Origin of the sequence: Flavobacterium panacis (genome assembly GCF_024649945.1) — a bacterium.
GTDB lineage: Bacteria > Bacteroidota > Bacteroidia > Flavobacteriales > Flavobacteriaceae > Flavobacterium > Flavobacterium panacis.
Window position 1 is genome coordinate 356,573 of the sequence record NZ_JANKMS010000003.1, and the last position, 25,299, is coordinate 381,871.

The following is a 25,299-nucleotide window of genomic DNA, read 5'->3' on the forward strand; positions in this document are numbered from 1 at the left end:
TACAAAGTTAATATTCCTTTTTATTAATGCAATTTTTTCTCGATTTTTTTGCATTAAAATAGATAAATGTATGTATTTCAATTAATTGTGTTTTTGTGTGTTTTTTCCTGCTTTTATTGCCTTATTTTTGTTTATCTTAGCAAAAATGTTGTTTATGAGATTATATTTACTTGCCCTTCTGATTTGTAATTCTGTACTTGCCCAAACGCAATATCCAAAAGACTATTTTCGCCCGCCACTTGACATTCCGATGCAACTTTCGGGTAATTTCGGGGAGTTAAGACCGAACCATTTTCATGCGGGTTTTGATTTAAAAACGAATCAAAGAGAAGGATTAAGCGTGCACGCCATTGCCGATGGATATGTGTCAAGAATTAAAATTTCGACTTTTGGAAACGGAAAATGTATTTACATAACGCATCCAAATGGTTATACTTCTGTGTATGGACATTTGCAAACTCCTGTTGGTCCTATTTTAGATTATGTAAAAGCGACTCATTATAAAGAGAAAGCGTATGAAATCGAAATGTTTCCTAAGCCAGGTGAGCTTCCAGTAACGAAAGGTGATATTATCGGACTTTCTGGAAACACGGGTTCATCAGAAGGACCACATCTTCATTTTGAAATTCGTGATTCTAAAACCGAATTTGTAATCAATCCGATTTTCTTTGGCTTTGACCAAAATATTAAAGATACCAAAAAACCAACTTTATCAAGTTTATATGTGTATCCTTTGTATAATGCAACGGTAAATCAGTCTAAACAGCCTTTGTTGCTTAATATGGCACTGCAGAAAGATGGAACGTATTTAGCTTCAAAAGTTAAAACAAATGGAAGAATCGGTTTCGGAATCAATGCTGTAGATACAGATGATGTTTCATTTAATAAAAATGGAGTTTTTAATGTTTCTACTTTTTTAAATGGGAATCAAAATTATAACTATCAGTTTAATACGTATTCTTTTGACGAAATGCGTTACATCAATGCTTTAATTGATTATTCGAGATATAAAAAGATGGGACAGCGTGTTCAGAAACTTTTTATGAAAACGCCTTTTGCTTTAAGTATTATCAAAACAGATTCTCTACGTGGAATTGTTAAGGCTGAACCTAATCTTTCTTCAACTTATAAAATTGAGATTTCGGATTATTTTGGAAATCTAAGATCTGTTACAGTTCCAATTGAGTTTGATGCAGCAACACCCATTGTTGAAGCAGCAACAGCGACTTCTAAATATTTTGTTAGATATAACAAAGATTCTAATTTCGAAAAAGATAACATGTCTGTTTTCTTTCCAGCTGGAACTTTCTACGAAGATTTTAATATGAACTTTGATGTCAGAAATAACAAAGTTTTTATTCATGATGATACGGTTCCTGTTCATTCTAATTTCACCATAACGATAAAAGACGATTCTTATCCTGAGAATTTACGAGATAAACTTTATATCGGAAAAGGAACCAGTCATAACGGAACGATTAGAAAAGGAGATGTTTTTACTGCTAAAGCAAAAATATTAGGTGTATATGGTTTGGTTTTAGATACTATTAAGCCCGTAATTAAAATTGCAAAACCAATTGAAGGAAAATGGATCAGTGAGCAAAAGAAAATTGATCTTACAATTGGTGATTCTTTGTCTGGAATAAAGTCTTATAATGGTTATTTGAACGGAAGCTGGGTTTTGTTTGAATATGAAAATAAGGCCAGAAGAATTACACATACTTTTGATGCGCAATATTTGGTTGAAGGTGAAAACTTTTTAAAAGTTGAAGTTGTTGATAATGTAGGAAATACTGCTATCTTTGAAACTCATTTTTTTAGAAGTCAAAAATAAAACCCCAACTTTTGAATCATAACAAGTTTATATTCGCTTTTCTTTTTCTATTCTTTAGCTGTATTTCATTAGCTCAGACTGCCCGTATTAAAGGGATAATTTTAGATACAGATAAACATCCTGTTGCGAATGTGAATATTGCTTCGCAAGGAACTTTGGTGCAATCAGATGCTAAAGGCTTTTTTGAAATTACTGTTCCCTCAAATAAAAAGATTTCATTGGTATTTACCCATGTATCTTTAAAAATGGTCAGTTTAACGGTTAGTTTGAAGACGAATGAAGTTTTTGTTTTTAATCCTATTATGAATAATTCTGAAGAACAGATGGGGGAAGTGTTTGTTTCTTCCGGAAATCGAAAGCGAGTTCAAGGAATTGCGACAATTGACGCGGCCACAATAAAAAAGATTCCAGGCGCTAATGCAGGAATTGAAAATGTTCTAAAAACACTTCCAGGAGTAAATTCAAATAACGAGCTAAGTTCGCAATATATGGTTCGAGGCGGGAATTATGACGAAAACTTAGTTTATGTAAATGAAGTTGAAGTGTATCGTCCGTTTTTAATTCGTTCAGGGCAACAGGAGGGTTTGAGTTTTACCAATACCGATTTAGTGCAGAATGTTGAATTTTCAGCAGGAGGATTTCAGGCCAAATTTGGTGATAAATTATCTTCAGTTTTGGATATTACGTATAGAAAACCAACTCAATTTGGAGCTTCTTTTGAAGCTAGTTTTTTAGGAGGAAGCGCTTCTGTAGATTTGGTTTCTAAAAATAAAAAATGGTCAGCTGTTACTGGAGTTCGTTATCGAAACAATAGTTTGTTGGTTAATAGTCAGGATACGCAAACGAATTATACACCAACTTTTGCTGATGTTCAGACCAATATTAATTATGATATTTCTGAAAAATGGCAAATGAGTTTTTTAGGAAATATTTCTCAGAACAAATATTTGTATCAGCCTTTAACGCGCGAAACTAAATTTGGTACAATTGATCAGCCAATGGCTCTGGCGGTTTATTATCAAGGTCAAGAAAAAGATCAATACGATACGTATTTCGGAGCTTTAAAAACCACTTATAAAGTTTCTTCTTCGTTGACTTTAAAATTAATCGGATCTTTATTTCATACAACAGAAAAAGAGCATTTTGATATTTTGGCCCAATATCGTTTAGGAAATGTTGATCCTGAAAATCCAACAGATCCGTCTACAATTGATTTTACGCGTGGAATAGGTTCTCAGTTAAATCATGCTAGAAATGATTTGGATGCTTTAATTGCCAATATTGAATTGAAAGGAACTAAAGACTGGAAAGAAAGTCAGTTAGAATTCGGTTTGAAATATACTAGAGAATCTATTCGTGACAGACTGGTAGAATGGGAGATGATTGATTCTGCAGGGTTTTCAATAAATCCTCCAATCATTACGCTTCCCAAAAACAATCAGCCTTATTCGCCTTATACTGGACCACTTTTGCCTTATCAGGATATTCGTGCCACGAATTTTAATACTATAAATAGATTTTCGGGTTATGCACAATGGAACAAACAATCTGATATTGGTTCCAGTAGAATTTGGTACCATTTAGGAGCTCGTTTTCAGAGCTGGAATGTTTCAGGTGCTTCAGAAGAAGGGAAAAATCAATTTGTGGTAAGTCCAAGAGCGCAGTTTGCTATAAAACCAGATTGGGATACCGATATGGTATTCAGGATTTCCGGAGGATTGTATCATCAGCCGCCATTTTACAGAGAGCTTCGTGATTTGGACGGAGTTGTAAATCCGAATGTAAAAGCTCAGGAAGCAGTCCATGTCGTTTTGAGTAACGATTACAATTTTAAAATGTGGAATCGTCCATTTAAATGGGTAACAGAGCTTTATTATAAATCCCTTTCAGATGTAAATGTCTATTCTATAGATAATGTCCGCATTCGTTACGTTGCTAATAATAATGCAAAAGCGTATGCTCAAGGTTTAGATTTTAGATTAAACGGTGAATTTGTGCCAGGAACAGAATCTTGGGTAAGTTTTGGCTATATGAAAACCGAAGAAAACTACGAAAACAAAGGTTATATCGCGCGTCCGACAGATCAGCGATTGAAATTTGCCATGTTGTTTCAGGATTATATGCCGAACATTCCAAGTGTAAAAGTGTATCTGAATTTAGTTTACAATACTGGATTGCCAGGAGGTGCGCCAGCTTATTCAGATCCGTATTTGTATCAAAACAGATTAAATGATTACAGAAGAGCAGATATTGGTTTTGCAAAAGTTTTTGTAGACAGCAGTACGCAGAATACGAAAAAAGGCTGGTTGAAAAATTTTAAAGAATTAGCTGTCGGCTTAGAAATCTTCAATCTTTTTAATAATCAAAATGCTATTACAAATACTTGGGTTCGTGATGTGTATTCTAAAAATCAATATGCGATTCCAAATTATATGACTTCGAGGGTTTTTAACGTTAAGATTAATGCGAGGTTGTAAAACCTTTTCGATAGTTTAGTAAAATTCAATAAAAACAAATATTACAATCAAAAATAGTATATTTGATAATCGTATATAATCGTTGTAGATGAAAAAGTATTTTAAATATATCGCCATAGTAATCATCGGGACTGCAATAAGCTGTCGTGAAGAAGTTCAAAAGCCAAAAGTAAGTTACGCAGCTTCAAATAAAGTAAGTATAGCCAAAACTGATACCACTCAAATCGAAATCGCTGATCTTCCAATCCAAATGGAAGGTACAAATTACCTGATTCATCCTGTTGGAGATTTAAGAGTTTTTGAAAGAGGTTCTAAAGCTCGTTATGGATCGTCTAGTGTAAATGATGTGAGTTTTACGATTTCTAATCTAGGTGAATATGAAATAACAGGTTATTTGCAGAATTTGAAATTTCAGAAAGTAGATTCAGATTCTATTCGTCCTTTATCAGATAAACCCATTTTGATTTTAACAGCAACTTATTTAAAAACGGTTGCAGACAAAACGCATAACAATGTTATGGTGTACACTTTGACAGATTCTGATACCAACAAAGACGGAAAAATCGATACCAGTGATATTAAAACTTTGTACTTAAGCGATATCAGTGGGGAAAACTTTACCAAAGTTTCTGCTGACTTAGAAGAATTGGTTGATTGGAATTTAATTGAGTCTAAAAGTCGTCTGTATTTTAGAACAATTGAAGATACGAACCAAAACGGTCAGTTTGATAAAAATGATGTTTTGCATTATAATTATATAGATTTGACAGCTAAGAAATGGGAGGTTAAAGCTTATAAGCCTATTTAAAGATTCTAAGGTACTGAGGTGCTAAGATTCTAAGGCTTGCCAAAGATTGAAAATACAAAAACCGCATAAAAATTTTAATTTCTATGCGGTTTTTATATTTAGTCATCATAAGAAAGACTCAGTACCTTAGAATCTTAGGGACTTAGAATCTTTAAATCAAAATATCACTTTCCAAATCTGATTTTTCGATTTCGAAACCAAAATCCAAGCGTTCAACTAATTCGATTACTAGTCTTTTATACCAATTCTCCGATTTTGGATGAATGTAAATCTTCTCAATTAACTGATTAATATCTACATTGATTTTTAAGCCGTCGTTTAATTTGATGTCACTTTTAGAAGTGTCTGTCAAAATGCGAACTTCCCGCTCGTATTGAAAACTTTTCCTTTTGAATAAAAACGGAAAAAACAAATCATCAAACGGAATGTATTCTTTTCTGTAATCGATATAATTTACTTCGCCAATATATTGGTCGAAATTATTCTCTGGTTTTAATGCTTTCTGTAATCTTCCAATAGTAGATTGAATGGCCAAGCCTTCGCTGTTTTGAGTGAAGATCTGCCACATGGCAAAAGATTCATATTCGTTGATATGCCAACTGCTTATAGCGACTTGTTCACGTTGCGTTTTGTAGTATTTTAAGAAGTCAGGATTGTCAATTGCCAGCTTTTTAATCTCTTCGTAAGTTGGTTCGCTGAAAGTGCCTTCGTACTGATCTTCAAACTTGTCAGAGCGTGACATGAATAGTTTTTTTGAAAGTAATAAATCGAGAAATTTAGATAAGTCTAAGTATTTCCAAACAACAGTGTCAGGATTTTCAGGGAGTGTAATGTTGGGGTTGTTAAGATACATTTTCGTGAGATTAAATGATTTATTCTTTAACCAACCTAAAGTTATAAAAATAAACACAGATTAAAGAAATTAAACTGAGTTTTAATATTTCCTTAATCTGTGTAAATTATTTAGTTTCGATCTGTTTTACGATTCGAAAGACTGCATCGTTACCAATTTATTATAAGTTCCGTTCAAAGCAATTAATTCTTCGTGTGTTCCTTGTTCTACAATTTTTCCTTTTTGCATTACGACGATCACATCTGCTTTTTGAATAGTTGAAAGACGGTGTGCAATTACGATAGAAGTTCTGTTCTGCATCATGTTTTCTAAAGCAACCTGAACAATTTTTTCGCTTTCAGTATCTAAAGCTGATGTTGCTTCATCCAAAATCATAATTGGAGGATTTTTTAATACGGCACGAGCAATTGATAGACGTTGTTTTTGTCCGCCAGAAAGTTTGCTTCCACTGTCTCCAATATTAGAATAAATTCCTTGTGGTAAATCTTTCACAAACTCATAAGCATTGGCAATTTTTAATGCTTCGATAATTTCGTCATCGGTTGCGTCAAGTTTTCCTAGTGCAATGTTTGCTTTAATAGTATCATTAAATAAAATAATGTCCTGTGTCACTAATGCCATCAAGCCGCGAAGAGAATGTAGGTTCATGTCTTTGATGTTGATTCCGTCAATAGAAATTGTACCTTCGTTTACATCATAAAAACGCGTTAATAAGTTTGCAATTGTACTTTTTCCACTTCCAGATTGTCCAACCAAAGCAACAGTTTGCCCTTTTTTAATTTGAAGAGAAAAATCCTTTAAAATACTTGTTTCTTCATATTTAAAGTTGATGTTTTTAATATCGATGTTATTATCAAAAGTTGATTTTTCAACAGCATTTTCCTTAGAAACGATAGTGTTTTCCTGTTCTAAAATTTCAAGAACACGTTCTGCTGCTGCATTTCCTCTTTTTACTCCGTAAGAAGCTTTAGAAATAGCTTTTGCAGGAGTCAAAATGTTGTATGCTAATCCCATGTAAGCAATAAAAGCAGCGCCTTCTAGAGTTTTGTCAATTAAAACCATTTGACCTCCGTACCATAACAAAATGGCAATTACGGTAATTCCCATAAATTCGCTGGCAGGAGAAGCTAAGTTTTGACGATTTCCAATGCTGTTGGATAAGCTGAAAAAACGTTCTGTAGAATTTTGAAAAACAGTATTGAAATAATTTTCAGAATTATAACCTTTTACGACTTTCAATCCTCCGATTGTTTCTTCAATTGTAGAAAGAAATTTTCCTTGTTCTTCCTGAGCTTTCGTAGATTGTTTTTTAAGTTGTTTTCCAATCAATGAAATGATGTATCCTGAAACTGGAATAAAAATGAAAACAAATAAAGTTAGTTTGGCACTAATGATCAACATTGTGCTTATCGTGAAAATAATAGTTAAAGGTTCTTTTACGATAAGTTCAAGAATAGCCAAGAATGAAGTCTGGACCTCGTTTACATCTGCAGAAATTCTTGAAATTACGTCTCCTTTTCTTTTTTCAGAATAAAATGCCAAAGGAAGTTCCAGTGTCTTTTTGTATAGCGCATTACGCATGTCTTTTAAAACTCCGTTTCTTAAAAAGTTGATGAAAAACATAGCCAGATAATCAGCTAAGTTTTTAAGTAAGAAAATCGAAATTATTATGGTAACCATAACGCCTAAAACAAAACCAGGTTCGTGTGTTTGTTTTGATGTGGTAATGTAGTAGCTTAAATAATTTTCCCCATATTGTTTAATTTCGAAAATGCCTGTGTAAACTGGTTTGGTAGTCACTGTTTTTGCTTTGTCAAATAAAACCTGAAGCATTGGAATTAAAGCAACAAACGAAAGTGTGCTGAAAAGTGCATATAAAACATTGAAAAAAATGTTTAGAAATGCGTATTTTTTATAAGGATATATAAAAGGAACTATTTTTTTGAAATTACTCATTTATTCTTTTGATATTGTTTTCTTTTGATGTGATAGCTCTTATTGATATTGAATCATTTTGAGCACGGAATTTTTACTGCACAAAATTAATCCAATTAAGGTGTTTTCAATTCCTTTTTAGTTTTTTTTATAAAAAAAACTCTGACTTGCATTTCAAGAATGTAAATCAGAGTTCGTTATAATCGAGTTTTTCAATTGTTTACATGTTATGTGTATAATTGAAAATGTATTGAAGATTTATTTCAATTTCATATCTGCAATGATATTTTCTATCTTTTGATCTAAGAATTTTTCTGCGTCATCAAAATCTAAAACTGATTCGATTTCAGCATTTACACTGATATAGAATTTAATTTTTGGTTCAGTTCCGCTTGGTCTTGCACAGATTTTTGAACCGTCTTCTGTATAATAAATCAATACATTAGATTTTGGCATATCAATCGGAGATTCTTCATTCGTCAATAAATTCAAAGCTGTCGATGATTGATAATCTTCAACCATAACTACTCTTTGTCCATTGATTTCTTTCAAAGGATTTTGACGTAAATTAACCATCATCTGATTAATTTCTTCTAATCCTTCCATTCCTTTTTTAGTTAAAGAAACTAAGAATTCTTTGTAGAAACCATTTTCAACATATAGTTGTAAAAGTTCTTTGTAAACTGAGCTTCCAGCTGCTTTTGCTTGAGCTGCAACTTCACAGATTAATAAGGTAGCTGCAACAGCATCTTTGTCTCTAACAGCGTCGCCAACCATAAATCCGAAACTTTCTTCACCACCTCCGATAAATTGAAGTTCAGGAAAATCTACGATCATTTTTGCGATCCATTTGAAACCAGTTAAGCCAACTTTGCATTCAACTCCATAACTTGATGCTAATTCCATCATCATTGGAGTCGAAACGATAGTTGAGCCAACAAATTGTTTTCCGTTAAGTTTACCTGCTTTTTTCCATTGTTTCAATAAGAAAGAAGTCATTAAAACCATTGTTTGGTTTCCGTTTAGTAAAATCATTTTGCCGTCGTTATTACGAACAGCAACGCCTAAACGATCACAATCGGGATCTGTTCCAACTACAATATCTGAATTGGTTTTGTCAGCTAAAGCTAAAGCCATAGTTAAAGCTTCAGGTTCTTCTGGGTTTGGAGATTTTACTGTTGGGAAATCTCCATCTGGAATTGCCTGTTCAGGTACGATATGAACATTCTTGTAGCCTGCTTGTGATAAAACGTCTGGAATAGATTTTATAGAAGTTCCATGTAATGAAGTGAAAACAATATGAAGATTGTCTTTTGCTTCAGCTGGAGTGTTAAAACTTGCGTTTTCGATTGACGAATTTATAAAGGCTTTGTCGATTTCGGTATCAATATACTGAATCAAACTTTCGTTAGCATTGAACTTAATTTTATCATAAGTTAAGTTTTCAATTACATTGACAATTGCTTTGTCTTGTGGAGGAACAATTTGTCCACCATCTTGCCAGTATACTTTGTATCCGTTATATTCTGGTGGATTGTGTGAAGCTGTTAAAACAATTCCACATTGGCATTTTAAATATTTAAGAGCAAATGATAATTCTGGAGTAGGTCTTAAGTCAGAAAACAAATAAACCTGAATTCCGTTAGCAGAGAAAACATCAGCAACTACTTTTGCTAAGGTGTTGCTGTTATGGCGACAATCGTAAGCAATAGCAACTTTTAGGGTTTCGTTAGGGAAAACTTCGTGTAAATAATCAGATAATCCCTGAGTGTTTTTTCCAAGTGTATATTTGTTGATTCTGTTATTTCCAACGCCCATAACACCTCTCATACCTCCGGTTCCAAATTCTAGGTTTTTATAAAAACTTTCTTCAAGTTCTTTTGGAGAAGTGGTCATTAATTCTTTAACTGCAGCCTGTGTTTCCTGATCGAAAGTAGGTGTCAGCCATTCGTTTACAGCGCTTAAAATATTAGGTGCTATGTTCATGTTTACTGTTTTTATGTTTTGATAAAGATAGTTTTTCAAGAAAGTTTAACTTGACTCAAAAAGATTTTTTTTTCCTGATTTGTGTCAAAAATTCACTTCTCGTGCTACTTTGTATCGTTCTTCGTTGTTTTTGGTTCTTAAAATAATTTCACCTAAAAATCCAGCCAAGAAAAGCTGCGTTCCTAAAATCATTGTTGTCAATGCTATGTAAAACCAAGGGTTGTTGGTAACCAAAGAATATTTCATTCCGTTATACATATGGTATAGTTTTGAAACTCCAATATATCCTGCTGACAAAAATCCGATGATGAACATGATGGAACCCATTGCTCCAAAAAGGTGCATTGGTCTTTTTCCAAAACGCGATAAAAACCAGATGGTAATTAAATCCAAGAATCCGTTAATAAAACGCTCCATTCCGAATTTAGTCTCTCCATATTTTCTGGCTTGGTGAATAACCACTTTTTCGCCAATTTTTCCAAAACCAGCATTTTTAGCTAAAACAGGAATATAACGGTGCATCTCACCAGAAACTTCAATGTTTTTTACCACAACATTTTTGTAGGCTTTTAATCCACAGTTGAAATCGTTTAGCTCAACGCCAGAAGTTTTTCTAGCGGCCCAGTTAAATAATTTTGAAGGAAGATTTTTGGCGACAACAGAATCGTAACGTTTCTTTTTCCAGCCAGAAACCAAATCGTATTTCTGAGCTGTAATCATTTCGTATAATTCCGGAATTTCGTCAGGACTGTCTTGTAAATCGGCATCCATTGTAATAATAACGTCGCCTTTTGCTTTTGCGAAACCAGCATGCAAAGCCTGAGATTTTCCAAAGTTTTTCATGAAACGAATGCCTTTTACATTCGGATTTTCATTAGAAAAACCTTCAATAATCTGCCAAGAATTATCTGTACTACCATCATCTACAAAAATGATTTCATAAGAGTAATTATTAGATTGCATCACTTTAATGATCCATGCATAGAGTTCTTGAAGTGATTCCTCCTCGTTTAGAAGCGGTATAAGTATAGATAAATTCATTTATATTTTTATTCTTGTGTAGATTTGCTTTTAAAAAATGCAGCCAGAATTAATCCTAATATAGAATAACCGACAATACTAAAAGCCAAAGCTTTTATTTGTTCTATTGTCGAAAAAGGATTGTTTTCTCTCATTTTAGTTAATGCTTCGTTTATTGCAGAAGCAGGAGTTCCGAATTTTTGTAATGTTTCGGCCATATATTTAACCAGTAATTCACTTAAAGTGTTTTTTGCTTCTGGGTCAATTACATTAAATAATAAAATGCTGAACAGTGAAGAAATTGCAAGAGCAATTATGGTAGTTATAAAAAAGGTCGTAAAGGCATCTTTGAAAGAGAAAAAGCCATTAATGTCTTTTCTTGTTTTGGTTAGTAAAACGATTCCGAATACTAAATAAATAACAAAAGTAAGGCCACCAATCCAGCCTGAAACAAATAATTTAAGATCTATAGCATACATAGTTGCTGTAATCAATGAAAGAATAACTCCTAAAGCGATTCCATAAGTAATTCCATTCTTTTTTATAACTTCATTAATCATATTTCTATAGGTTTTAAAATTAATCCACAAATATAGTAATTCATACTATAATCGGAGATAAAAAAAGCTTTTCGAAATAAACTAAAAAAAAGTGAGCTAAGTATTTGTTTATTAAAAAAGAATTGTAAATTTGCACACTCAAAAATAATTAAATTTTTAAACAAAAAAGAGTAGTATTGTTTACACCTTTTCAAAATCAAGGAAAAGCTTCAAAATAAAAATACTCTAAAACAATAAATAAAAGAAAAGATGAAAAAAGGAGTTCACCCAGAAAATTACAGATTAGTTGCATTTAAAGACATGTCTAATGATGACGTTTTTATCACTAAATCTACTGCAGATACAAAAGAAACAATTGAAGTTGACGGAGTTGAGTATCCAGTTGTAAAAATGGAGATTTCTAGAACATCTCACCCTTTTTATACTGGTAAATCTAAACTTATCGATACTGCAGGACGTATTGATAAATTCAAAACTAAATATGCTAAACACGCTAAAAAATAATAGCTGTTTTAAATTATACAAAAGCCTTTCAATCTCTGAAAGGCTTTTTTTATGCGTTAAATATTACTTTTCGTTAAAGTGCTTTTTAATGAAACCAGCAAAATATTTGTAACTTTGGGGCAGGTAACCAAATCAATATTTTAACAAACACTCAATTATTTATGAACTACATTCTTTTCGACGGCCCCGTTCGGAATGCTTTATTGCCCTTTACTTTTACGCGACCAGTTGCCGATATTTTGGTTGGAATTATGACGATTCGCCAAAAATGGGAAAAACGTCTGGGATCTACGATTACAACCATAACCGAAGAATATTTGTCTGAAAAATTTCCGATGGTTGAAATGGAAGAAAACGTAATGATCAATGCAGCGTATTTGCCAAATGATGCGCTGGCAGAGATGGTTTCTAATTTATCCGAAAATCAAGCTATATTTAAAGGTGAAGATGTGATTGCATTTTTTGCAAGCGAAAATCAGGAGGAAGTCGATTTTGATTCTTATGAAATTATTCAGTACAATGATGACTGTATAACGATAGAGCATACTTGGGATATTTTCTCTAAAAATGATGCCGCAATTCGTCAGGATTTTAATTATTTGACTGAAGATCGAAAATCACAGCCCATTCCGAAAAGTGTAAATGTAATTGCTCCTGAAAATATCTTTATTGAAGAAGGGGCAAAGTTAGAGTTTGTGACTTTAAATGCTTCAAACGGACCTATATATATAGGTAAGAATACCGAGATTATGGAAGGAACCGTAATTCGCGGACCTTTTGCATTATGTGAAAATGCAATGGTAAAAATGTCGGCTAAGGTTTACGGTGCAACAACGGTTGGACCTGGATCTAGAATAGGAGGTGAGGTTAAAAACTCTGTTCTTTTTGCAAATTCAAATAAAGGACATGAAGGGTTTTTAGGCGATTCTGTTCTGGGCGAATGGTGTAACATTGGTGCAGATTCTAATAATTCAAACCTAAAAAATAATTACGAAGAAGTGAAATTATGGAGCTACGAAACAGAAGGTTTTGCTAAAACTGGACTTCAGTTTTGTGGTTTAATGATGGGAGATCACAGTAAATGTGGAATCAATACTATGTTTAATACCGGAACTGTTGTTGGAGTAAGTGCCAATATTTTTGGATCAGGTTTTCCTCGTAATTTTGTGCCAAGTTTTTCATGGGGAGGCGCAGCCGGATTTACAACTTATGTGACTAAAAAAGCTTTTGAAACAGCGCGTTTAGTTTTGTCAAGAAGAAATATCGATTTTGATGCAACGGAACAGGCAATCTTAGAACACATTTTCGAAGAAACTAAAAAGTGGAGAAAAGATTAAGTTTTTAATGAGATAATTAGAAAATTAGTCAATTAGATAATTTTTCAAACCCGATAGACTTTTGTCTTTCGGGTTTTGTTTTTGTTTTTTTTTTTCTGCCACAGATTATATGATTAAAAAGGATTTTTTTAAATCATATTTAGAAAAAAATCAATGAAAATCCTGTAATCTGTGGCTAAAATTTTCGCATAGAAAACCCGACAGGTTTCAAAAACCTGTCGGGTTTTGTTTTTATCTAAGGTTTTTTGAGCATTTTCTAATTGACTAATTTTCTAATTATCTCATTTATTTACTAACCTTAGTGAAATCTTCTTTTAGATTGAATTTCAATTCTAAGCCATTAGTAAGTTTTGTTTCGTAACCAGAAGTTCCGATTTCTATTTTGGTTACTTTTTCTTTTGGGAAATTAGTTTTGATGTAAGAAGCGATTTTTTTAGGAACGATCGATTTTGGAATTTTGGAGTTTTGGCCATCAACTTCTTTCCAATTTCCTTTTTTGTCAAATTCGATTTCAATTTCGTTGTCAAATTTAACTTTGTATTCTGTCGAAAGAATTTCTTTGTCTTCTAGTATATAGTTCGGTTTTTTTGATCCAAAATGTGTTTTTAAAAAAGTTTGAGCATTTGCAGGTAAAGCCTCTTTTTTAATTACAGTTTTTTGAGCATTTGCAGAAAGTCCAAATAGTAACCCTGCAATTAAGTAAACGGTCAGTTTTAATTTCGTTTTCATATTTTGCTGATTTTTAAAATTACACTACAAGGTAAGATTAAATTTTTGAAATTTTAAAAAACGATTGAGTTTCATTCATCAGAATTAAAGTGTTATTAACTAGTGAATTGTCTAATTGACACATTTCCAAAATTATCTAATTTTCAAATTGCCTAATTATCTAATTAATCTATCTTTGCACCACGAAAAAACGGCTGATCAAACAAATGATTAACCGATTCAATAAATTCACAGAAAACAAATGATTACAGTTAACGATATTTCGGTTCAGTTTGGCGGAACTACACTTTTTAGCGATGTTTCTTTTGCTATTAATGAAAATGATAAAATTGCCCTTATGGGTAAAAATGGTGCGGGAAAATCTACACTTTTAAAAATAATTGCTGGTGTAAATAAACCTTCAACCGGAAGTATTTCTGCTCCAAAAGAAGCTGTTGTTGCTTATTTGCCACAGCATTTGCTTACAGAAGATGGAGCAACTGTAATGGAAGAAGCGTCAAAAGCATTCAGTGAGATTTTTAAAATGAAATCTGAAATCGACGAAATCAATGAGCAATTGACTGTTCGTACCGATTATGAAAGTGACGAATACATGAAATTAATCGAAAGAGTTTCTGACTTAAGCGAAAAATTTTATGCAATCGAAGAAGTGAATTATGAAGCTGAGGTAGAAAAAATATTAGTTGGTTTAGGATTCGAAAGAGAAGATTTTACACGTCAGACTTCTGAGTTTTCTGGAGGATGGAGAATGCGTATCGAATTGGCTAAAATTCTTTTGAGAAAACCAGATTTGATTTTGCTGGATGAGCCTACCAACCACATGGATATTGAAAGTATTCAGTGGTTAGAAGATTTCTTGTTGAATCAGGCAAAAGCCGTTGTAGTAATCTCTCACGATAGAGCGTTTGTAGATAATATTACAAACAGAACTATCGAAGTTACAATGGGAAGAATCTATGATTATAAAGCAAAATATACGCATTATTTAGAATTAAGAAAAGATCGTAGAATTCACCAACAAAAAGCGTATGACGAACAGCAAAAAATGATTGCTGAAAATCGTGCTTTTATTGAGCGTTTCAAAGGGACTTTTTCTAAAACAGATGCTGTTCAATCTCGTGTGAAAATGTTGGAAAAATTAGAAATTGTTCAAGTTGATGAAGTAGATACTTCTGCTTTACGATTAAAATTCCCGCCAGCAGCACGTTCTGGTCAATATCCTGTTATTGTAAAAGAAATGTCTAAAGCTTACGGAGATCACGTAGTTTTTAAAGATGCAAACATTGTAATCGAACGTGGTCAGAAAGTAGCTTTTGTTGGAAAGAATGGTGAAGGAAAATCAACTATGATTAAAGCGATCATGAAAGAAATTGGTGTTGATTCTGGAAGTGTTGAAATTGGTCACAATGCGCAAATCGGATATTTTGCTCAAAATCAAGCAGCATTATTAGATGAAAATGCAACAATTTTTGAGACAATTGACAGTATTGCAGTTGGAGATATTAGAACGCAGATTAAAAATATTTTAGGTGCATTTATGTTCCAAGGTGATGATATTACCAAGAAAGTAAAAGTGCTTTCTGGAGGAGAGAAAACTCGTTTGGCAATGATTAAATTGTTATTGGAGCCAGTTAACTTGTTGATTCTAGATGAGCCTTCGAATCACTTAGATATGAAAACTAAAGATATCATTAAAGATGCTTTACGTGATTTCGACGGAACTTTGATCTTGGTTTCTCACGACCGTGATTTCCTTGATGGATTAGCGACTAAAGTTTTTGAATTTGGAAACAAAAGAGTGAAAGAGCATTTTGAAGATGTTGCAGGTTTCCTTGCGCACAAGAAAATGGATTCTATGCGAGAAATAGAAAAATAGTTTTTTAGATAAAATACTTAAAAAGGGACAAGTTGATTCTTGTCCCTTTTTTTGTTTTCAACAGATTGATAACACTATTTTAATGCAATTTTTTTTACAATAAATATATTTTTTTGCTATTTTAGTACTCCCATTTCGTGTTAACTAGAAATATTTGGCTCTTGATAAACGGTAGAGCAATATTTTGAATTCGGTTATAGAAAAATTGATAATTTATTTATTTGAAGTCTATGAGTAAAATTCTACTAGTTCCACTTGTTTTTTTATTTTCTATAATGCCATTCTGTTTGCATGCTCAAGGTGATGTAAACGAAGGTGAAAAAACGGAAAAAACAGAAAGCGAAGTAAAATATCCGCAATATCAGCTTAAAGGTCTTTTACAGGCACGATATCTCGAAAGTTTCGGAGATAATGTTGATGTTTTAGGAGCTCATCATGCTACTGGAGATGTTACACAGCAATCTTTCGATATTAAAAGAATGCGTGTAGGTTTAAATACCAAATTAAGTGAAGCTACAGAAGTTGTAATCTTAGTCAACTTAGCCGATTTTAAATCGGATACCAAAGGAAAAGTTCTTGAAAATGCCTACGGAAAATATACTTTTAATAAATACATTGCTTTAACAGGAGGTCAATTTCGTCCCGCATTTGGTATAGAAGAGCTTGTTCCGGTTGATATCATTAAATCTTTTGATTTCTCGAATCAATATTATGAATTTGGGAAAAATGGCTGGACCAGTTTTCAAATTGGAGCTTCGGCAACTGGAGCTTTTGATATTGGAAAAATTCCGGTCAATTATGCTGTTTCTGTTTTAAATGGAAATGGGAAAAATGTCGAAATGGATAAAGACAACGGAAAACAATATTCTACAAGATGGGTTTTTGAATTGTCCAAAGAACATAAAATAAATCTGGGTTTAAACGGTGGTTTCGGAAAAGTATTTAAAGAAAATGTTTTTGCAATAGGAGCTGATATTACCAGTGATTTTAAACTGACAGATCGTTTTGCTTTTGATCTTCAAATAGAGTATAAACAAGGTACCAATCATAATTTGTATTTCTCACTTCCTGCTGAAAACAGAGTAGGAGATGTGTCTAATTATCAAATGCGCGGAATTTATTTTTTACCAAATCTGCGTTATGTGGTGAATTATAAAAAATTAACGGCTTTAGAATTGTCCTGTCGCTATGAAACTTTTGATCCAAGTTACAAAGTTGATTCAAACGTGAGGCAGACTTATACGCCAATGATAAGTTTAGAATTTGGAAAAGCTTATTTAGGCCGAATCGAGATGGGATTTGAAATTGATAGATTTGATAGGAATGTTCCTAATACGTCAACCTACAACGACGATTTGTTTATAATACAATTGCAGCTCCGATTATAATTCACTTAAATTTTGTTTTTTATGAAAGAAGTAAAAATCCCTCAGACTTTAATAACATTAATAATTGGAATCGCAATTTGGTTTATTCCTGCACCAGATGGTGTTAAAATAGAAGCGTGGCATCTTTTTGCCATTTTCGTCGCTACAATTTTAGGAATTATCCTGAAAGCAGCACCAATGGGAACCATGTGTATGATTGCAGTTGCTTTAACGGCGATGTCTCAAGTTTTGGCTCCCGGAGATCCAGGGAAATCAATTACGTTGGCGTTAAAAGGTTTTGGAGATAAAGTAATTTGGTTGATCGGAATTTCGTTTTTTATAGCAAGAGGATTTATTAAAACAGGTTTAGGAAATAGGATAGCTTTTTTGTTTATTAGAATATTCGGAAAAAGTTCGTTAGGATTGGCTTATGGTTTAGGATTGGCCGATTTGGTTTTAGCGCCAGCCGTTCCAAGTAATACGGCTAGAGGTGGTGGAATTATTTATCCTATTATGAAATCAATGTCAATGAGTTTTGGTTCAATGCCAGATCAGTCTGAAACCCATCGAAAATTAGGTTCGTATTTGACTTTAAATAGTTATAATATGAATTTGATTGCGTCTTCTATGTTTTTGACGGGGACTGCCAGTAATCCAATGTGTCAAAAGTTTGCTCTTAATTTGGGAATTAAGATTACCTGGATGTCTTGGGCGGCGGCAGCAATTGTTCCTGGTCTGTGTGCTTTTTTTGTGATTCCTTTTGTGCTGTACAAAATTTATCCGCCAGAATTAAAGAAAACAGGTGATGCTCCGCAAATTGCGGCTCAAAAATTAAAAGAAATGGGAGCAGTAACGAGAAATGAATGGATGATGCTTTTAACTTTTTTTATTCTTCTGTTTCTATGGATGACAGGCGATCTGTTTTCTATTGATGCTACAACAACCGCTTTTATTGGTTTAGTAATTTTGCTTCTAACGTCTGTTTTAACTTGGGATGATGTCAAAGCTGAAAAAGGAGCTTGGGATACCATTGTATGGTTTTCGGTGCTGGTGATGATGGCGAGTTCACTAAACGAACTTGGTTTTATAGCATGGTTTAGTGATTTGGTAAAAACTCAAATTGGTGGATTAAGTTGGCAAATGGCTTTTCCGATTATAGTTTTAGTGTATTTTTTCAGCCATTATCTTTTTGCAAGTGCAACAGCACACGTGGCAGCAATGTATGCGGCTTTGCTTGGAGTAGGAATTTCACTTGGAATTCCAGGATTGTTACTGGCTTTTATGCTCGGATTTATAGGTTCGCTTTACGGAACTTTAACGCATTATGGTCACGGTCCGGCACCCGTATTTTTCGGGAGCGGCTACGTAGATTTAAAGAGCTGGTGGATCAAAGGACTGGTGACAGGTTTGGTTATGCTCTTGATTTATATGGTAATTGGAGGATTGTGGCTCCGAATTATTGGTGATTTTTAGATTCTTATTCCTGGAGGAAGTAATTCTTTGTATCTAGGATTTTTTTTGAAGAATGAAACAATCTTTGGGTGAATTGGAACAACTCTGTAATTTTTTTCAGAACTTAAATCCAATACGTTTTTAAGTAAAGCATTTATGGCTTCTTCATTTTCGTAAGAGTCCGGTGTATTGATCTTGGTTAAGAAGATTTTTTTTTCTTGAAATGAATATTCAACTGCCAGCATTCCTTCAGGTACGACAGTTTCAAATTGGCGTGCAAAAGTGTTGTCTTTGATTTCCATAGTTACAAAAGTTTCCATAGTAATTTCTTGTTAGGTTACGGTAAATAGTGAATTTGGGATCCAAAATATTTATGAAAGAAAATTCTTTATAAGGTTTTGTTTCAAGAAATATTTCGAATGCAAAGGTAATCATTTGATTTTCAATATTAAATTATTTTTTAAAGTTGTAAATCTTGGGATGTCGTTTTGAAATTTGATTTTTTTGAATTTTAATGATAATTAGGCTTAAATTTTGATTGTCATCCTGTTAAAAAAGGTAACTTTATTTTTTCGAATAAATGTCCTAGTGGTAATTTCATTTTAATGTTATGAGTAAAATTCCAGTTTATTTTATGCCGGGTCTGGCGGCAAGTTCATCTATTTTTGAAAGAATTAAATTGGATGAAAATGCTTTTGAAATGCATCTTTTGGAATGGGAAATTCCAAGCCCAAAAGAATCTTTGTCAGATTACGCGCTTCGAATTAGTAAAAATATAAAACATGAAAATCCTGTTTTAATAGGAGTTTCTTTTGGAGGAATCTTGGTTCAGGAAATTTCTAAACATATCAAAGCGAGGAAAATCATTATTATATCGAGTGTTAGAAGTAATGTCGAATTTCCTAGAAGGATGAAAATAGGGAAGACAACAAAAGCTTACAAATTAATCCCGATGCAGTTGATTTTAAATGTAGAGAAATTGGCTAAATTTTCATTTGGTGAAAAAGTCAACAAAAGAATTAAGCTATATGAAAAGTTTTTAGCTGTTCGTGATTTAGGTTATCTGCAATGGGCGGTAGAAAATGTAATATTATGGGACAGAAATCAAATCGATGAAAACGTAATACATATTCACGGAGATCAAGATGATGTTTTTCCTATTAAGTACATTGATAAATGTATTATAGTAAAAGGAGGAACGCATATTATGATCTTAAATAAATATAAATGGCTGAATGAGAATCTGCCTTCTATTATATTGGAGTAAAATTCCAAAAAAAATCAAATTCCAAATTCCAATTGTTAGTTTTTAGATCTTTGTCAAAGTTTTAAAATTTTGAAAGATTCGGATAAAGTAACCCCAAAGTTTGTCATCCTGACGAAGGAAGGATCACACTAGTAATTCGACAAAGATTTTAACTCCCAATATTTAAAAACATAGCCCAAGGTTTCAACCTTGGGTACGCAATGATAAAAAAATCCCAAACTCTTTTTGGAATTTGGGATTTCTAATATTGTAATTTAAAGAAAATTTAGATTTTCTTCATTTGCTCTTTCATCATAGAGATTTGCTCTTTCAGCATTCCTTGTTTGTCTAATTTCTTAGCTTCATTTAACAAATTAGTCGCTTCCAGTTTTCTTCTACGTGACATGGCAACTCCTGCAAGGTTTAATTTCGCTACAGCTAAATCCATATCCATTGATAATCCAAGTTCGATTGCTTTTTTGAAATGTTTCTCAGCTTGGTTGATATTCGTTTGAGACAACATAATACCTTGTAAATAATTTAAGTATCCTTGTTGTTTTCTTACTAATGCACCTTCAGGATTTTTAATATATGATAACCATTTATTAGCGCCTTCAAAGTCTTGTTTTCTTAATTTTAGGAAAGCTAAAAGGATAAATTCGTTTTTGAAATAAAGAAAAATTGGAATTGCAGTTAATAAAATAAGAAAAATTCCATTTCCGATATTACTTTCTGTAAATTGCCAAATGCCCGCTACTACTAGAAGTCCGGCCAAAATAAGTTTAATATTCTTGTGAAACATAATTGTTGTAAATTTGTGATTGCAAAGATAGTAAAAGGAATTAAAAATATTTTTATAAAAGTGCTTGCCAGAAAAAAAAGTCTTTGTATATTTGCACTCGGTTTTTGAATAACGATATCCAAAACCAAAACAACGAGTTAATAGATACCATTTTTAAAGATACAAAGCAATGAGCAAAAGAACATTTCAACCATCGAAAAGAAAAAGAAGAAATAAGCACGGATTTATGGACAGAATGGCTTCTGCGAATGGAAGAAAAGTTCTAGCGCGTAGAAGAGCAAAAGGAAGACATAAATTAACTGTTTCTAGCGAGCCTAGACACAAAAAATAATGTTTGTATAAACATACATAAGGCGATTACTTTTTTAGTATCGCCTTTTTTTATACCTTGTCGGTAAAAATTTTCTCAACTTTCTAGTTTATAGCACACTAGAAAAGTTTTTTTAAGTACTTTATATAACTACACAATACATAAAAAATGCCTAAAGACACATCAATTAAATCCGTTTTAATAATAGGTTCAGGACCTATTGTTATTGGTCAAGCTTGCGAATTCGACTATGCAGGTTCTCAATCTGCTCGTTCTATTCGTGAAGAAGGAATTGAAGTTATCTTGATTAACTCCAATCCAGCGACAATTATGACCGACCCATCTATGGCCGATCATATTTATTTGAAACCATTAACTACAAAATCGATTATTGAAATTCTTAAGGAACATCCGCAAATTGATGCTGTTTTACCAACAATGGGAGGACAAACAGCCTTAAACTTGTGTTTGGAAGCTGAGGAAAAAGGAATCTGGCAGGATTTCGGAGTAAGATTAATCGGTGTTGATGTAAACGCAATTAATATTACGGAAGATAGAGAGCAATTTAAACAGCTTTTAGAAAGAATAAATGTACCAACTGCACCAGCAAAAACAGCTACTTCTTACTTAGAAGGAAAAGAAATAGCTCAGGAGTTTGGTTTCCCACTTGTAATTCGTCCTTCGTTTACACTTGGAGGAACTGGAGCAGCAGTAGTTTACAAAAAAGAAGATTTTGATGAGCTTTTAACTCGCGGACTTGAAGCTTCTCCAATTCACGAAGTTTTGATCGACAAAGCTTTGATGGGATGGAAAGAGTACGAATTAGAGCTTTTAAGAGATAAAAATGACAACGTTGTAATTATCTGTTCAATCGAAAACATGGACCCAATGGGAATCCACACTGGAGATTCGATTACAGTAGCGCCAGCGATGACATTATCAGATACAACTTTCCAAAAATTACGTGACTATGCTATCTTAATGATGAGAAGTATCGGAAACTTTGCGGGAGGATGTAACGTACAGTTCGCAGTTTCGCCAGACGAAAAAGAAGATATCGTAGCAATCGAAATCAATCCTCGTGTATCTCGTTCTTCTGCTTTAGCATCAAAAGCGACTGGATATCCAATTGCAAAAATTGCTTCTAAATTAGCTTTAGGATATAACTTAGATGAATTGCAAAATCAAATTACAAAATCTACTTCGGCTCTTTTCGAGCCAACTTTAGATTACGTAATCGTAAAAATACCACGTTGGAACTTCGATAAATTTGAAGGTTCAGACAGAACTTTAGGACTTCAGATGAAATCTGTAGGTGAGGTTATGGGAATCGGACGTTCTTTCCAAGAGGCACTTCATAAAGCAACTCAATCTTTAGAGATTAAGAGAAATGGTTTAGGAGCTGACGGAAAAGGATATAAAGATTACGAATTAATCATCGATAAACTGACTCACGCAAGCTGGGATCGTGTTTTCGTAATTTACGATGCAATTGCAATGGGAATTCCGTTGAGTACAATTCACGAAATTACAAAAATCGATATGTGGTTCTTAAAACAATACGAAGAGCTTTATACTTTAGAAAAAGAAATCTCAAACTACAAAGTTGCAGATCTTCCTAAAGAATTGTTGTTAGAAGCGAAACAAAAAGGTTTTGCAGACAGGCAATTAGCACACATGATGAATTGTTTAGAAAGTGAAGTTCACACTTTACGTACAGACATGAACATCAACCGTGTGTTTAAATTAGTTGACACTTGTGCGGCTGAGTTTAAAGCACAAACTCCATATTACTATTCAACTTTTGAAGCTGAAATCGAAAAGGCAAACGGAGAACGTTTTGTAGACAACGAAAGTATCGTTACAGAGAAAAAGAAAGTAATTGTTTTAGGTTCTGGACCAAACAGAATTGGACAAGGAATCGAGTTTGATTACTCTTGTGTACACGGAGTTTTAGCGGCTAAAGAATGTGGTTACGAAACGATCATGATTAACTGTAATCCTGAAACGGTTTCTACAGATTTCGATACAGCTGATAAATTATACTTCGAACCAGTTTTCTGGGAGCATATTTATGACATCATCCAACACGAAAAACCAGAAGGTGTAATTGTTCAGTTAGGTGGACAAACAGCTCTTAAATTGGCTGATAAACTTTCTAAATACGGAGTGAAAATCATCGGAACTAGTTTCGACGCGCTTGATTTAGCAGAAGACAGAGGACGTTTCTCTGACTTGTTGACTGAATTACATATTCCTTTCCCAAGATTCGGAATCGCTGAAACGGCAGATGAAGCTTCTAAATTAGCAGATACTTTAGATTTCCCACTTTTAATTCGTCCTTCTTATGTATTAGGAGGTCAGGGAATGAAAATTGTAATCAATAAAAAAGAGCTTGAAGAGCACGTAATCGATTTGTTGAAAGCAATTCCAGGAAACAAATTATTACTGGATCACTACTTAGCTGGAGCAATCGAAGCAGAAGCTGATGCAATCTGTGACGCTGATGGAAATGTTTATATCATCGGAATTATGGAGCACATCGAGCCTTGTGGAGTTCACTCTGGAGATAGTAACGCAACATTGCCTCCTTTCAACTTAGGAGAATTTGTAATGCAGCAAATTAAAGATCATACACATAAAATTGCTAGAGCTTTAAAAACTGTTGGATTAATCAATATTCAGTTTGCGATTAAAGACGATACGGTTTACATTATCGAGGCAAATCCAAGAGCTTCTAGAACGGTTCCGTTTATTGCAAAAGCTTATGGAGAACCTTACGTAAACTACGCTACAAAAGTAATGTTAGGTCACAATAAAGTAACTGATTTTGATTTTAACCCACAATTGAAAGGTTACGCAATCAAACAACCAGTTTTCTCTTTCAGCAAATTCCCGAACGTAAACAAAGCGTTAGGACCAGAAATGAAGTCAACAGGAGAAAGTATCTTGTTTATTGATGACTTAAAAGACGATCAATTCTACGAATTGTACTCTAGAAGAAAAATGTATTTGAGTAAATAATCTCAGATTCTATTATAAAAGAAAAAGCTCCAATGAAAATTGGAGCTTTTTTTTTAACTTAATGAATTTTAAATCTATTCCTTTTGACCGAAATTCATATTATCTCTAGTATTTTTCTGTACTGAAATAGCGCCAAATAAAGCTAATAAAAAAGCAAATGCGTAGAAACCTTTTTCACTTGGAAGAATAGTTGCATTCCATAACCCAACAACTAAAAGAACGATTGATAATAAGGTTCCAAACCAGCAGATTCCGTAGTAAATATCGGTTACTGGAAGATTTTCAAGACGGTCTCTTACACTTTTTTGTAATGAAACTACAGCGAAAAGTCCGAACATTAAAACGGTAAAATAATATCCTTTTTCATTTAAAAGCATTTCCGCTCTGGCAAGTCCGACAATAAATCCAATTGTTCCTGCTCCAAGAGCTACCCAAGATGCCGCAATAAAGGCATTTGAAGTTTTTTGTATCATATCAATTCTGGTTTAATTAGGTTTTGAGATTTGAATCGTAAATGTAACTAATTTTAGTTAATGGGAAAATAAATCAGATTTAAATTAGTACGTATTATCTTTCTTGTTGTTAAAAAGAAAAGCTCCATAAAATGGAGCTTTCTTAAATGGAAAAAGTAAGATTGTGTTATTTTTTAAGCAATTGTTCTAAAGGTTTTAACTGCTCCATGTCTATTTTAGATTTTTGTAAAACAGACATTAAAGTCATAATGTTGTTCGGATTCATATTTTCACCTAAGACCCGAACTACAGCGAATCCGTTTTCTTTTCTATTGGCAAAAATGACAAACTCTTTAATGTTGTCATCACTACCAACATAACTTACAGAAGCGCCATCTTTACCAGAACCAATTTTCATTAATTCTTGATATTTCGGATCTTTTAAGATCGCTTTTACCTTTGTTCTTTCGGTCTCAAACTGCGCTTGATTATTTTGATCGGCTTTAAATGCCAAGATATTCATTTTGTCAAACGAGTTTAAAGCTTCACTTTGTTCTGCTGATAATTTTGTTTTATCAACATTTAGAATAGTTGGAGAAACATCTAAAGCAATAAAATCTTTTTTCTCCGAATTCTCAACAAAATATTTCTGCAGTGTTGGTTCAGAATTGCAGCTCCCTAACGTTAGTAAAGCTGCAAGTGCTAAAGTGAAAATAGTTGCTTTCAT

The 25,299-nt window shown here is 33.2% G+C and carries 21 protein-coding genes; 11 read left to right on the top strand and 10 right to left on the bottom strand.

Going from position 1 to position 25,299, the window contains the following annotated elements:
* Positions 1-154: 154 nt before the first annotated feature.
* The 3 genes from NQQ59_RS09720 to NQQ59_RS09730 all read left to right on the top strand — a co-directional run bounded on the left by NQQ59_RS09720 (position 155) and on the right by NQQ59_RS09730 (position 5,119).
* Positions 155-1,834: a M23 family metallopeptidase gene (locus NQQ59_RS09720; protein ID WP_144218052.1), complete on the top strand. Its 1,680-nt coding sequence runs from the start codon at positions 155-157 to the stop codon at positions 1,832-1,834.
* An 11-nt stretch (positions 1,835-1,845) separates the two neighbouring features.
* Positions 1,846-4,311 carry a TonB-dependent receptor gene (locus tag NQQ59_RS09725; RefSeq protein ID WP_144218054.1) on the top strand — a complete coding sequence of 822 codons (2,466 nt, stop codon included), beginning with the start codon at positions 1,846-1,848 and terminating at the stop codon, positions 4,309-4,311.
* 88 nt (positions 4,312-4,399) lie between these two features.
* Positions 4,400-5,119 carry a CREC-EF hand family protein gene (locus NQQ59_RS09730; RefSeq protein ID WP_144218056.1) on the top strand — a complete coding sequence of 240 codons (720 nt, stop codon included), beginning with the start codon at positions 4,400-4,402 and terminating at the stop codon, positions 5,117-5,119.
* 151 nt (positions 5,120-5,270) lie between these two features.
* Here NQQ59_RS09730 and NQQ59_RS09735 read toward each other — a convergent pair whose 3' ends face one another.
* From NQQ59_RS09735 to NQQ59_RS09755, 5 genes are all read right to left on the bottom strand, one after another.
* Positions 5,271-5,972: a DUF2971 domain-containing protein gene (locus NQQ59_RS09735; protein WP_144218058.1), complete on the bottom strand. Its 702-nt coding sequence runs from the start codon at positions 5,970-5,972 to the stop codon at positions 5,271-5,273.
* A 126-nt stretch (positions 5,973-6,098) separates the two neighbouring features.
* Complete coding sequence (locus NQQ59_RS09740) at positions 6,099-7,928, bottom strand: ABC transporter ATP-binding protein (protein WP_144218060.1); 1,830 nt, start codon at positions 7,926-7,928, stop codon at positions 6,099-6,101.
* 237 nt (positions 7,929-8,165) lie between these two features.
* Complete coding sequence (locus NQQ59_RS09745; RefSeq protein ID WP_144218062.1) at positions 8,166-9,893, bottom strand: phospho-sugar mutase; 1,728 nt, start codon at positions 9,891-9,893, stop codon at positions 8,166-8,168.
* Between the two features lie 84 nt (positions 9,894-9,977).
* Entirely contained in the window at positions 9,978-10,934 is a 957-nt protein-coding gene (locus NQQ59_RS09750) for a glycosyltransferase family 2 protein (RefSeq protein WP_144218064.1), read from the bottom strand.
* Positions 10,935-10,942: 8 nt separating this feature from the next.
* Positions 10,943-11,473, bottom strand: a complete 531-nt coding sequence (locus tag NQQ59_RS09755; RefSeq protein ID WP_144218066.1) for a DUF4199 domain-containing protein — start codon at positions 11,471-11,473, stop codon at positions 10,943-10,945.
* Between the two features lie 249 nt (positions 11,474-11,722).
* On the opposite strand from NQQ59_RS09755, the gene NQQ59_RS09760 reads away from it, so the two are divergent.
* The gene (locus NQQ59_RS09760) at positions 11,723-11,977 is read left to right on the top strand and encodes a type B 50S ribosomal protein L31 (RefSeq protein WP_007804523.1); all 255 of its coding nucleotides are present in this window, start codon (positions 11,723-11,725) and stop codon (positions 11,975-11,977) included.
* Between the two features lie 161 nt (positions 11,978-12,138).
* Positions 12,139-13,314 carry a GlmU family protein gene (locus tag NQQ59_RS09765; RefSeq protein WP_144218069.1) on the top strand — a complete coding sequence of 392 codons (1,176 nt, stop codon included), beginning with the start codon at positions 12,139-12,141 and terminating at the stop codon, positions 13,312-13,314.
* 285 nt (positions 13,315-13,599) lie between these two features.
* On the opposite strand, the gene NQQ59_RS09770 is transcribed toward NQQ59_RS09765, so the two are convergent.
* A complete protein-coding gene (locus NQQ59_RS09770) occupies positions 13,600-14,043 on the bottom strand; it encodes a PepSY-like domain-containing protein (RefSeq protein ID WP_144218071.1) in 444 nt (147 codons plus the stop codon).
* Between the two features lie 241 nt (positions 14,044-14,284).
* Here NQQ59_RS09770 and NQQ59_RS09775 point away from each other — a divergent pair, with 241 nt between their 5' ends.
* The 3 genes from NQQ59_RS09775 to NQQ59_RS09785 all read left to right on the top strand — a co-directional run bounded on the left by NQQ59_RS09775 (position 14,285) and on the right by NQQ59_RS09785 (position 18,759).
* Positions 14,285-15,919, top strand: a complete 1,635-nt coding sequence (locus tag NQQ59_RS09775; RefSeq protein WP_144218073.1) for an ABC-F family ATP-binding cassette domain-containing protein — start codon at positions 14,285-14,287, stop codon at positions 15,917-15,919.
* A 230-nt stretch (positions 15,920-16,149) separates the two neighbouring features.
* Positions 16,150-17,307, top strand: a complete 1,158-nt coding sequence (locus tag NQQ59_RS09780) for a porin (RefSeq protein ID WP_144218075.1) — start codon at positions 16,150-16,152, stop codon at positions 17,305-17,307.
* A gap of 21 nt (positions 17,308-17,328) precedes the next feature.
* Positions 17,329-18,759: an anion permease gene (locus NQQ59_RS09785; protein WP_144218077.1), complete on the top strand. Its 1,431-nt coding sequence runs from the start codon at positions 17,329-17,331 to the stop codon at positions 18,757-18,759.
* On the opposite strand, the gene NQQ59_RS09790 is transcribed toward NQQ59_RS09785, so the two are convergent.
* A complete protein-coding gene (locus NQQ59_RS09790) occupies positions 18,756-19,058 on the bottom strand; it encodes a GNAT family N-acetyltransferase (protein ID WP_257698183.1) in 303 nt (100 codons plus the stop codon). The genes NQQ59_RS09785 and NQQ59_RS09790 overlap by 4 nt on opposite strands.
* 290 nt (positions 19,059-19,348) lie before the next feature.
* Between NQQ59_RS09790 and NQQ59_RS09795 the strand changes: the two genes are divergently transcribed.
* The gene (locus NQQ59_RS09795; RefSeq protein ID WP_144218078.1) at positions 19,349-20,005 is read left to right on the top strand and encodes an alpha/beta hydrolase family protein; all 657 of its coding nucleotides are present in this window, start codon (positions 19,349-19,351) and stop codon (positions 20,003-20,005) included.
* A gap of 265 nt (positions 20,006-20,270) precedes the next feature.
* Here NQQ59_RS09795 and NQQ59_RS09800 read toward each other — a convergent pair whose 3' ends face one another.
* The gene (locus NQQ59_RS09800; protein ID WP_011921618.1) at positions 20,271-20,786 is read right to left on the bottom strand and encodes a hypothetical protein; all 516 of its coding nucleotides are present in this window, start codon (positions 20,784-20,786) and stop codon (positions 20,271-20,273) included.
* Between the two features lie 169 nt (positions 20,787-20,955).
* Here NQQ59_RS09800 and rpmH point away from each other — a divergent pair, with 169 nt between their 5' ends.
* Positions 20,956-21,117, top strand: a complete 162-nt coding sequence (gene rpmH / locus NQQ59_RS09805; RefSeq protein WP_008464848.1) for a 50S ribosomal protein L34 — start codon at positions 20,956-20,958, stop codon at positions 21,115-21,117.
* A gap of 147 nt (positions 21,118-21,264) precedes the next feature.
* A complete protein-coding gene (gene carB, locus NQQ59_RS09810; RefSeq protein WP_144218080.1) occupies positions 21,265-24,120 on the top strand; it encodes a carbamoyl-phosphate synthase large subunit in 2,856 nt (951 codons plus the stop codon).
* Positions 24,121-24,194: 74 nt separating this feature from the next.
* On the opposite strand, the gene yiaA is transcribed toward carB, so the two are convergent.
* Positions 24,195-24,593: an inner membrane protein YiaA gene (yiaA, locus tag NQQ59_RS09815; RefSeq protein WP_144218082.1), complete on the bottom strand. Its 399-nt coding sequence runs from the start codon at positions 24,591-24,593 to the stop codon at positions 24,195-24,197.
* Positions 24,594-24,759: 166 nt separating this feature from the next.
* Positions 24,760-25,299 (bottom strand): DUF4252 domain-containing protein, encoded by a 540-nt coding sequence (locus tag NQQ59_RS09820; protein WP_144218084.1) that lies wholly within the window; start codon positions 25,297-25,299, stop codon positions 24,760-24,762.